Raw genomic sequence first — 10208 nt, forward strand, 5'->3', positions numbered from 1 at the left:
GAGCGGCTGGCGCTGCCGGCGTTCCGGGTGCCGGCCCCCCGAAACTCCGCCCAGCACAACGCCGCCGCCCCGGCACGGCGCGCCGCGGAGCACCCAGCGCCGCCCCAACACCCGACATCGCAACACCAGGTACCGCAACATCAGACACTGCACATGACCCGCGGACCGGCGGACTGGGTGGAGGACACCGACACCCAATACGAGTTGGTGACAGGGCAGTTCGGCGGCGTCGAACTGAGCCGCTTTGTGTTGGAGCGCCAGCACGCGCGCCGGATGGTGGTCATCTGGCTCGCCGTGTTGTTCGCAACCACGACACTGGTCGCCGCGTTGGCGTGGGCGCTGGGCAACAACGTCGGCGCGCTGCTGTAACCGCGCCCACGCCGAGCACGGGAACCAGCTAGCCGCGCAGCATCTCCGCGACCAGGAAGGACAGCTCCAGCGACTGCTGGGTGTTGAGCCGCGGGTCGCACGCGGTCTCGTAGCGGCCGCCCAGGTCCGCATCCGAAATGTCTTGGGCGCCACCGAGACACTCGGTGACGTCCTCCCCGGTGAACTCCAGGTGGATGCCGCCGGGGTGGGTGCCCAGTGCGTGATGCACCTCGAAGAAGCCCTGGACCTCGTCGACGATCCGGTCGAAGTGCCGGGTCTTGTGACCGGTGGAGGCTTCGTGGGTGTTGCCGTGCATCGGGTCGCACTGCCAGATCACCTGATGACCGGTGGCCTGCACCTTCTCGATGATGCCCGGAAGCAGGTCACGCACCTTACTGTTGCCCATCCGGCTGATCAGCGTCAGACGCCCCGGAACATTGTGCGGGTCAAGGCGTTCCACGTATTCAACTGCCTGGTCCGGCGTCGTGGTGGGACCGAGCTTGACCCCGATCGGGTTGGCGATCACCTCGGCGAGCGCGATGTGTGCGTGATCGAGCTGGCGGGTCCGCTCCCCGATCCACACGTAGTGCGCCGACAGGTCGTAGAGCTGCGGGGAGCCCGAGATGTCGGCCATCCGCAGCATGGCCCGCTCGTAGTCGAGTACCAGCGCCTCGTGGCTGGCGTAGATCTCGGCGGTCTGCAACTCCCGGTCGGCGACCCCACACGCGCTCATGAACTTCAGGCCGCGGTCGATCTCACCGGCCAGCGCCTCGTAGCGGGCACCCGCCGGCGAGGTGCGGACGAATTCCCTGTTCCAGTCGTGCACCAGCTCCAGCGACGCCAGCCCCGACGACGTCAGCGCCCGCACCAGGTTCATCGCCGCACTGGCGTTGGCGTAGGCCCGCACCAAACGCGACGGGTCGTGTTCACGCGATTCGGCATCCGGGGCCAGGCCGTTGACCATGTCGCCGCGGTAGGACTTCAGCCCCAGCGAGTCGATGTCAGCAGAGCGCGGCTTGGCGTACTGACCGGCGATGCGAGCCATCTTCACCACGGGCATGCTGGCGCCGTAGGTCAGCACCACCGCCATCTGCAGCAGAGTGCGGATGTTGCCCTTGATGTGCGGCTCGGTGTTGTCGGTGAAAGTCTCCGCGCAGTCGCCGCCCTGCAGGAGGAAAGCCTCCCCGCGGGCGACCTGGGCCAGCTGTACCTTGAGCCGCTCGATTTCGGAGGCCACCGTGATCGGCGGAACGCTCTCCAACACGGTCCGCATGGCCTTGGCCTGGTCAGCGGGCCAGCTCGGCTGCTGGACGGCCGGCCGGGCCAGCGCGGCGTCGAGGCGCTCGCGCAGATCCGCGGGCAGCGGCGGCAGCGCCGGCAGCTGGTCGATGGGTACGTCAACGGTCCAGTTCACCCGACCATGGTAGCCGGGCGCCGACCCTGCCTGATCAGGCCAGTTCAGTCCGGGTGATCACCTGGAAACGGCGCAACTGGTCGCGGGCGTCCACCAGCGCATCGTGACTGCCCGTCGACCGCGGTGGCAGCCGCGGCCGGTCCCGGTCTTCCCACAGTTGCCGAAGCTCGTGGGTGAAGCGCGGAATCGGCGCCGGCAGATCGGGCATGGTGCCCCACAACTGGCACAGCACCACGTGGTCATAGGCGCCCACCCACGCCCACAACTCGATCGGATCCCCGCGCTCGACTCCGAAGAACTCCTCCAGATCCGCGCGGATACGGCTACGCGAGCGCCACACCTGGGAAGCCGGCGACGGCAGCTTGGGCAGGACATGGGTACGGACCCACGACCCGGCCCGATCCGGGTCGAATTCGGTCGAGACCGCATAGTATTCGCGCCCGTCCTCGGCGACCACGCCGATCGAGATCAGCTCGATGGTGCGGCCGTCCTCGATGAATTCGGTGTCGTAGAAGTACCTCACTGCCACGGCCTGCCCGGCCGGTGTATCCGGGGAGACGACAGCGGCGCCGAGAAGGGCCGGGTCGGCGCCGAAGCCTCCGAAACCGCCCGGTTGGGCCCCGAGCGACCGGCAACACCCGCGGCGGGCGCCGGCCGGACCGGCGGCCTGCCGATGGGCACCTGCTGCCGGGGGGCCATGAACCGCACCGTCGGGGCGGAGGCCTCCCGCACCTCACGATCGAGCTCGGCGTCGACGGCCCGCTCATCGGGCACCTGCGGCCGGCCCGCGACCGCATCCTGCAACCAGAGCTTGGCCGCGATCACCGGCCGGCGCAGCCGGCGCTCCCGCTCCAGCGCCCGGTGCATCCGCGCCCGATCAGGCAGGTAGCGCCACCGCGCCCAGGGCGCGTGCGGCCGGGACAGCCGCACCGCACCCACCACCAGCAGCGGAACAAAGAACATCCCGATCAACCCGGTCCACACCTTGCCTTTCAACAACACCATCACGCCCAACGGCAACGCCGTCACCAGGCCGATGAACACCCCGGCGCGAATCCACGGCGACGACGTATCGTGCCACGTCCCCACCAAAAACGTCAGCGGGTGGAACCCCAGCACCAACAACCCCGCGACCGCGGCGGCGGCGAACACGGCATCGACCGAAGCGCGCCCGTCCTCCTCCCAGTACACGTCGGACAGGTGCAGGATCAGCGCGTACTCGTCGAGCACCAGCGCCGCCCCGATCCCGAACGCTATCGCCGCCAGGCTGAACGCCGGTTCGTGCGCGTTCGGCCCGGCGGCCACCAGAGTCACTCCGGCGACCATCACCAACAAGACTCCGAAGACGACGTGGTGAATGTGCTTGGAGCCGAAGTGCAGATTGCGGGGCTGCCACCACCGCGGCGGGTCAGGATTTGCGGCCTGGCTGCGGATGTAGCGCACCACGGTGCGGGTTACCAGAAAGGTCACCAGGAAGGCCAGCAAACAGCCGAGCAACGGCAGCCTGCCACGGCCGACGATGTCCTCGCGCAACCATTCCAGCACCTAATGCAACGTACGCCCTCGCGGCACACCACGCCGGGATCGCCACAGGGATGGCTCGGTTTAACGTCGCTACCCGATAGGCTGTGCTGCGACATGACTACATCGCGGCCGCCCGACCCGGGCCGTCGGCACGGGGGCATCAGCGGTTGGGCCGTTTGGTGGATCTTCACGCTGCTGGCGGTTGCAGCCTTGGGCTACACGACGTGGCGGGCGCTGGGCAGCACGCCGTACCACATCGACGTCGACGTCTACCGGATGGCGGCACAGGCCTGGCGTGAAGGCCGGCCGCTCTACGGCCAGGACTGGTTCCAAACCCAGATCGACGGGACGGTTCTGCCGTTCACCTATCCCCCGATCGCCGCGGTGCTGTTCGCTCCGCTCACCTGGGTGTCGCTGGGCACCGCGACCGCCGCGCTGATCGTCCTCTCGACGCTGCTGCTGGTGGTGTCGATCACCATCGTGCTCACCGGTCTGGGGGTCCGCTTCGACGCGCACCCCGACTGCGGGCCGGCCTGGTGGCACCGCGGCGTGGTGGCGACGGCGATCGTGGCGGCGTCGATCTGGCTGGATGCCGAACCGATCTGGGCGAACTTCGACTTCGGTCAGGTCAATGCGGTGCTGATGACGTTGGTGATCGCCGACTGTGTACCGCGGCGCACCTATTGGCCGCGCGGCGCACTGCTGGGTGTGGCGGTGGCGCTGAAGCTGACCCCGGCGGTGTTCCTGCTCTACTTCCTGTTACGTCGGGACAGGCGTGCCGCGGTGACCACCGTGGCGTCGTTCCTGGCGGCGACACTGGTGGGCTTCGTGATGGCCTGGAGTGACTCCTGGCAGTACTGGACGCACACCGTCAGCGATACCGACCGCATCGGCGGGGCGAGCCTGAACACCAACCAGAACCTGGCCGGCGCGCTGGCCCGGCTGCCGCTGAACGACCAGCTGCGCTCGGTGCTGTGGCTGGCGGGGTGCCTGGCGGTGCTGGCGGCGATGTGGTGGGCGGGCCGCCGGGTGCTCCGGGCCGGTGAGCCGATCCTGGCGCTGGTGTGCGTGGCACTGTTCGGGTTGGTGGTGTCGCCGGTGTCGTGGTCACACCACTGGGTGTGGATGCTGCCCGCCGTGGTGGTCACGGCGGTGGTGGCATACCGGCATCGGGCGGTCGTGCTCGGCATGCTCGGTGTAGCGGGGGTGGCGCTGATGATGCGCAGTCCGATCGAGTTACTGCCCGAACACCACGAAGCCGGCGCGGCGTGGTGGCGCCAACTGGCCGGGACGTCCTACGTGTGGTGGGCATTGGCCGTGATCATCACGGCCGGCGCCACGCTGCGGCCCGTCCCCCGGACGAGTCCGGATCAGCCCGCCGCGGTCTCCGGAAACCGGGCGACCGGCTGACCCGTTGCCCCGTCCTGTTGTGCGGCACCGTTTTTGACGCTTGCCGCGTAGATGTCGACGTATTCCTGGCCGGACAGCCGCATCAATTCGTAGATCACCTCGTCGGTGACGGCGCGTTCGATGAAACGGTTGTCGGCCATCCCGTCGAAGCGGGAGAAATCCATCGGCTCACCGAAGCGGACGGTAACCCTGCCGAAGCGCAGCATCTTGGTGCCCGGCGGGTTGACCACGTTGGTGCCGACCATGACGACCGGGATCACCGGGACGCCGGTGTGCAGCGCGAGCCGCGCCAGTCCGGTCTTGCCCTTGTACAGCCGGCCGTCGGGTGAGCGGGTGCCCTCGGGGTAGATACCGAGCAACTTGCCCTGCGACAGGATCCGCTGAGCGGTGTTCAGCGCGGCCTGCGCGGCGTCAGAGTCGTTGCGGTCGATGGGAACCTGACCGACGGCGGTGTAGAAGGAGCGGGTGAGCCAGCCCTTGAGTCCCGTGCCGGTGAAGTACTCCGATTTGGCCAAAAAGGTGATCCGCCGGCGCACCACCAAGGGCAGGTAGAAGCTGTCCATGACGGCGAGGTGATTGCTGGCCAGGATGGCCGCACCGTCGTCGGGGATGTTCTCCAGACCCTCGACTTTCGGCCGCCCGATCAGAGCAAGCAGAGGCCCCAAGAAGACGTACTTGGCCAGCCAGTACCACATGGCCCCTCCCTCCTGCCCCGACTAAGGCGGCCGTGTTCGCGCCAACTTTACCGACCGCGGGTGGCTAGGACCACACGGTGATTCGTCACATCGCGAATTCCGCGGAATTCCTCAGCTTTCGGCGTTTCTGGTGTCGGTTTCAATGGTGACCGGAATCGGCTCATAGTTGGGCCGGGCCGGCGGCTGGTCGCCGCCACCGCCTCCGCCGGGCGAGCCGGGGTCCGGCGGACGTGGCGCCCCACCAGCTCCGTCGGGCTCGCCCACCACCGCGCGGATCACCTCATACAGCGCGACGCTGTGCTCGGCGACGATGGTGAGCAGCGGATGTTCTTCCCCGGTGACCAGCGCAGCCAGCGCACACACCGGGCACCACACCTGTTGGCATTTGCCCGGGCCGTCACCCGAGGAGGCCGCCAACAGCGCCGCGGCGCGCACCGCCGGGTCAAGTCGATCCAGGATCGCCTGGGCCAGCTTGCGCAGTTCGGGTCCGAGCTCGCCCAGATCGGGGTGCGCGCCAGCGTTCAACGTCGCACCTCCTCATCGCCAGTCACCGGCCACACGGCCGGATCCGGCCGGAAGCGCACCGTCAGTTCGCTGCCACGCAGCGTTGCGTCCACGACCGTGCACCGCCGCAGCACCGACGCCAACCGAACCCGACGTCGGGTGCCACCTGCACCGATGATCAGATCATCTCCGGATCGCCCCAGGCTCAGCGCACCGGAATCGACCTGGAGTAACTCTAGCCGCAGTCGATACACCGCCCCCAAGCCGGAACCGGACTCCCGGTCGACCACTGGCCGCACCGGACCGGGTGGCGCCGATCCGTCGCGGCGGCGGCTGTTCGCGAGTAGATCGCCCAGCGCTTTAGGGCCGATCGGCTCCCCCGCCAGATGCGGGACCAACACCATCGCCACATCACCGATGGCGCGGTCGACCTCGTCGAGGACACCGCTCTGTTCCCTGATCCGTTCGGCGTACCAGTCGAACGCCGGGTGCGCCGGCAGATTGGTGTAGACGTACGAATCATCCTGCAACAAAATCTGATTGACGATCAGCTCTGCCACCCGGACGCCGGTCAGCGACAGCGCCCCCAAAGTCCGGACGGCTTCGGCGGCCACCACGCGCTCGGCGGTCAGCACCAGGTGCGCAGCGACCGTCGTCTCATCGGTCAGCCGCTCGGCAAGCTGCTCGGCGGCGCTGCTGATTCGCTCGATCAGATCGACCAGTGCGGTCGACCGGGGATCCTCGGTTCCACTGAGCCGACGGTGCCGCGGCCAGGACCGCTCGGCGTAGAGCGCCACCGTCGCCGGCAGCGTCAGCATCCGCATCGCATCGGCGGTGGACGCACAGTCGACGATGACCCGGTCCCAATGTCCGGTGTCTGCCAGTTCGCCCACCTCGTGCAGGCCCAGCACTTCCTGCACACCGGGAAGCGCCGAAAGCTCTTCGGGCGCAACGCTACCCAGGTCAGACTCGGGGAACCGCGCGGCCAGGACCTCGACCACGCCGGCCCACTGCCGCTCGAGCAGGGCCAGCGTGTCCAACGCCAACACGTCCAGGCAGCCACCCCCCATTCCGGCGTCATCGACGTCCACCGTGATGGGGTCCCGGCCGTCACCGGGGGGCACCGGCAGTCCGAGCACGTCGCCCACCGAATGGGCCTGGTCGGTGGAGATCAGCAACACCCGGTGACCAGCGCATGCCAACGAGACCGCGGTCGCCGCCGCACACGTGGACTTGCCTACGCCGCCCTTGCCGACGAACAGACTGATCGCAGGCACGGGAAGCGCTGTCGGCGTTCCTGCCTCAGGCGGCTTCACTCAGCCTCTGCTCGCTTCTTCAGGTCCTTCAGCGCGGTGTCGGTCAGCCGCCGCTCCGCCTTGCGCTTGAGCAGGCCGATCATCGGAATCATCAGATCCACCGACAACTCGTAAAGAACCTCGGTTCCAGATCCCTTGGGCGTCAATCGATATTCGCCGTTGAGCGCCTTCAGTAGCGAACTCGACTGCAACGACCAACGCACCGAGCGACGGTCTGGCGACCAGTCGTAGTCCAGCACCATGGTGTCCTTGAGCACAGCCGCGTCGAGTACCAACCGCGCCACCTTCGGGTAGCCGTCGGCATCGGTCTCGAGCACTTCGGCCTCGGTGTACTCCGAGACCCAGTCGGGGTAGGCGCCGATGTCGGCGATCACCTTCATCACCGTGTCCGGATCCGCCGCGATGTAGATCGTCTGAGCCGTTTTATCAGCCACGTACTTACTTCCCTAACTCGCTAGCGCCTGCCACACCGCCCTCGGCAGAGACGGTACCTGTCCTTTTTCGGAGCCGCTGTGCTGTAGCGCCGGGTCAACTGACAGCGAGCGGAGAGACCCCGACCGGCCGGGAACGCTCGAGGCGGTCCTTGATCTCGAAGGCCATCCGTTTGCCGGCCACCCGGCGACGGTGGTTGAGCTTCGCCAGGTTCAGCCGGGCCAGCTGCCGGCCGGTCACACCGGTGGGTTCGGCGTGCAGGAAGTAGTGCAGCAGCACACCGTCGAGCATCGGCTCCAGCCAGACCTCCATGGTGCCGGTCAGCGGCCCGCCCACCGTCCACCGCATGCCCTTGTCGGCACGATCCTCGACCACCTGCAGCTGCAGGTCGGGCCACCATCGCTGCCAACTCGAACGATCGGCGACAGCCGCCCCGACCTGCTCGCCGGACGCAGCAACGAATGTCTCGTCGGCGACCTGGATACTGTTCATGGCCCGCAAGCGTATCGAACACGCTTGCGCAACCTTCCCCCGCTATCTCTCCCGCGGGCCGACAACCGGTTCGCCGCGCCGGCCACTATCTTTCCCGGTGGGCGTACCGCAACGTGAACACCGTCACGGTCATCATCAGTCGCCGACTAGGCTGATTGGATCGACACCCCGGTTGGCAAGAGAGGTCATCGCAATGCGTGAGTTCAGTGTTCCCGCGCCGTTCACCGTCGAGGAGCACGACAACGTCGCCGCGGTCGTCTTCGAGCACGAGCGCAACAGCCCCGACTTCGCCATCTACCAGCGGTTGGTCGACGGGGCCTGGACCGACGTCACCTGTGCAGAAGCCGCCGCGCAGATCCGCTCGGCCGCGCTGGGCCTGATCAGCCAGGGTGTGGCGGCCGGCGACCGGGTGGTCATCTTCTCGGCGACCCGTTACGAGTGGGCCATCCTGGACTACGCGATCCTGTCCATCGGTGCGGTGACCGTTCCGATCTATGAGACGTCGTCGGCCGAGCAGGTCCGCTGGGTGATGCAGGACTCCAGCGCAGTGGTGGCGTTTGCCGAAACCGACGCCCACGCCCAGATCGTCAACGAACTCGCCGGCGACCTGCCGTCGCTGCGGCGGGTGTTCACCATCGACGGGTCAGGCGCCCCGGCCCTCGACGAACTCGCCGAGGCCGCCGCCGGCCAGGACCCGGCGCAGGTCACCGCGCGCCTCGACGCACTGCGGGCCACCGACCCGGCGACGCTGATCTACACCTCGGGCACCACCGGGCGGCCCAAGGGCTGCGAGCTCACCCACTCCAACCTCATCCACGAGGTCCGCGGCACCCAGGCCGCACTGCCGACCCTGATGACTTCCGGTCAGCGTCTGCTGGTCTTCCTGCCGCTGGCGCACGTGTTGGCGCGCGCCCTGAGTATCGCCGGCTTCGCCAACAAGGTCACGGTCGGATTCACCAGCGACATCAAGAACCTGGTGCCGATGTTCTCAGTGTTCAAGCCGACCGTGGTGGTGTCGGTGCCGCGGGTGTTCGAGAAGGTGTACAACACCGCCGCCCAGAACGCCGCCAACGACGGTAAGGGCCGCATCTTCGAGATGGCGGCCCAGACCGCGGTGGACTGGAGCGAGGCCACCGACCGCGGCGGCCCCGGCCTGTTGCTACGCGTCAAGCACGCCCTGTTCGACAAGCTGGTGTACCACAAACTGCGTACCGCGCTGGGCGGCAACTGCCGGGCCTCGGTCTCCGGTGGCGCGCCGCTGGGCGAGCGGCTGGGCCACTTCTACCGCGGCGTCGGACTGTCCATCTATGAGGGCTACGGGCTGACCGAGACCACTGCCGCCATCACCGTCAACCCGGTCGGCGGCATGAAAGTCGGAACCGTCGGAAAGCTGGTGCCCGGCAACAGTATGCGCATCGCCGAGGACGGTGAGCTGCTGGTGCGCGGTGGCGTGGTATTCAGCGGCTACTGGCAGAACGAGCAGGCCACGGCCGACGCGTTCACCGACGGCTGGTTCCGCACCGGCGACCTGGCCGCCATCGATGACGAGGGCTACCTCAAGATCACCGGTCGCAAGAAGGAGATCATCGTCACCGCCGGCGGCAAGAACGTCGCCCCCGCGGTGCTCGAGGACCAGCTGCGGTCGCACCCGCTGATCAGCCAGGCGATGGTTGTCGGCGACGCCAAGCCGTTCATCGGCGCGCTGATCACCATCGACCCCGAGGCCATCGAGGGCTGGAAGCAGCGCAACAGCAAGGCCAGCAACGCGACCCCGGCGGACCTGGCCACCGACCCGGACCTGATCGCCGAGGTGGACGCGGCCGTCAAGCAGGCCAATCTGTCTGTCTCGCACGCCGAGTCGATCCGCAAGTTCCAGATCCTGCCGGTCGACTTCACCGAGACCACCGGCGAGCTGACCCCCACCATGAAGGTCAAGCGCAACGTGGTCGCGGAGAAGTTCGCCGACGCGATCGAGGCTATCTACGCCAAGGGCTGACCGAGCGGTTCAGCGAGGCTCGACCGAAGGAGAGCCGAAGCTGGGACCGCCGCATG

At 67.9% G+C, this 10208-nt stretch carries 10 protein-coding genes and 1 pseudogene; 3 read left to right on the forward strand and 8 right to left on the reverse strand.

Annotation, left to right across the window (positions count from 1 at the left end; all coding sequences use genetic code 11):
- Positions 1-369 (forward strand): annotated as a pseudogene (locus LI94_RS18215) (serine/threonine protein kinase); the annotation flags it as partial.
- Between the two features lie 28 nt (positions 370-397).
- Here the strand turns inward: LI94_RS18215 and LI94_RS18220 are convergent.
- Genes LI94_RS18220 through LI94_RS18230 form a run of 3 tightly spaced genes read right to left on the reverse strand, consistent with a single transcriptional unit; the run spans position 398 to position 3328 of the window.
- Positions 398-1783, reverse strand: coding sequence for a 3-deoxy-7-phosphoheptulonate synthase class II (locus LI94_RS18220; RefSeq protein ID WP_024440497.1), 1386 nt, complete (start codon positions 1781-1783; stop codon positions 398-400).
- 34 nt (positions 1784-1817) lie between these two features.
- Positions 1818-2306, reverse strand: coding sequence for a polyadenylate-specific 3'-exoribonuclease AS (locus LI94_RS18225; RefSeq protein WP_024440498.1), 489 nt, complete (start codon positions 2304-2306; stop codon positions 1818-1820).
- On the reverse strand, positions 2303-3328 hold the full coding sequence (locus LI94_RS18230) for a hypothetical protein (RefSeq protein ID WP_024440499.1): 1026 nt from the start codon (positions 3326-3328) through the stop codon (positions 2303-2305). The genes LI94_RS18225 and LI94_RS18230 overlap by 4 nt, the downstream gene beginning before the upstream one ends.
- Before the next feature lie 93 nt (positions 3329-3421).
- On the opposite strand from LI94_RS18230, the gene LI94_RS18235 reads away from it, so the two are divergent.
- Positions 3422-4717, forward strand: coding sequence for a glycosyltransferase 87 family protein (locus LI94_RS18235; protein WP_046302075.1), 1296 nt, complete (start codon positions 3422-3424; stop codon positions 4715-4717).
- Here LI94_RS18235 and LI94_RS18240 read toward each other — a convergent pair.
- The 5 genes from LI94_RS18240 to LI94_RS18260 form a co-directional block, all read right to left on the reverse strand.
- The gene (locus LI94_RS18240; RefSeq protein WP_024440501.1) at positions 4678-5412 is read right to left on the reverse strand and encodes a lysophospholipid acyltransferase family protein; all 735 of its coding nucleotides are present in this window, start codon (positions 5410-5412) and stop codon (positions 4678-4680) included. The genes LI94_RS18235 and LI94_RS18240 overlap by 40 nt on opposite strands.
- Before the next feature lie 111 nt (positions 5413-5523).
- The gene (locus LI94_RS18245) at positions 5524-5937 is read right to left on the reverse strand and encodes a hypothetical protein (protein ID WP_024440502.1); all 414 of its coding nucleotides are present in this window, start codon (positions 5935-5937) and stop codon (positions 5524-5526) included.
- On the reverse strand, positions 5934-7193 hold the full coding sequence (locus tag LI94_RS18250; protein WP_052739969.1) for an ArsA family ATPase: 1260 nt from the start codon (positions 7191-7193) through the stop codon (positions 5934-5936). The genes LI94_RS18245 and LI94_RS18250 overlap by 4 nt, the downstream gene beginning before the upstream one ends.
- 35 nt (positions 7194-7228) lie before the next feature.
- On the reverse strand, positions 7229-7666 hold the full coding sequence (locus LI94_RS18255; RefSeq protein WP_024440504.1) for an SRPBCC family protein: 438 nt from the start codon (positions 7664-7666) through the stop codon (positions 7229-7231).
- A 94-nt stretch (positions 7667-7760) separates the two neighbouring features.
- The gene (locus LI94_RS18260) at positions 7761-8156 is read right to left on the reverse strand and encodes a hypothetical protein (protein ID WP_024440505.1); all 396 of its coding nucleotides are present in this window, start codon (positions 8154-8156) and stop codon (positions 7761-7763) included.
- 193 nt (positions 8157-8349) lie between these two features.
- Between LI94_RS18260 and LI94_RS18265 the strand changes: the two genes are divergently transcribed.
- A complete protein-coding gene (locus tag LI94_RS18265; protein WP_046302077.1) occupies positions 8350-10152 on the forward strand; it encodes a long-chain fatty acid--CoA ligase in 1803 nt (600 codons plus the stop codon).
- The last annotated feature ends 56 nt before the right edge of the window (positions 10153-10208 follow it).

It is taken from the genome of Mycobacterium sp. UM_Kg27 (genome assembly GCF_000972905.1).
Classification (GTDB): Bacteria; Actinomycetota; Actinomycetes; order Mycobacteriales; family Mycobacteriaceae; genus Mycobacterium.